The organism is Mycobacterium persicum (genome assembly GCF_002086675.1).
In the GTDB taxonomy this organism is placed as follows: Bacteria; Actinomycetota; Actinomycetes; order Mycobacteriales; family Mycobacteriaceae; genus Mycobacterium; species Mycobacterium persicum.
Map to the genome: position 1 here is coordinate 1 of NZ_MVIF01000343.1, position 281 is coordinate 281.

A 281-nucleotide genomic window follows, 5' to 3' on the forward strand; every position below is an offset into this window, starting at 1 on the left:
GGCTCCACTGTTGGTGCTGATGGCACCGCCGGCAACGGCGGCACCGGTGGCGTGGGCGGCACCGGCGGCAAGGGCGCGGACTACACCGCCGCGGTCGGCGCGGGCGCCACCGGCGGCACCGGCGGTGCCGGTGGGGCCGGTGGGCAGGGCGGCACCGGCGGCGCCGCCGGCAACGCCTTCACCGGCACCGCCGGCACCCAAGGCGCCGGCGGCCAAGGCGGTGTGGGTGGCACCGGTGGCACCGGTGGTCAAGGTGGTACCGGCACCGACAGCACCAACCC

The 281-nt window shown here is 78.6% G+C and carries 1 protein-coding gene; it reads left to right on the forward strand.

Annotated elements, in window-relative coordinates:
- The coding region (locus BST40_RS28690) for a hypothetical protein (RefSeq protein WP_208618971.1) at nucleotides 1-281 on the forward strand (281 nt) is incomplete at both ends.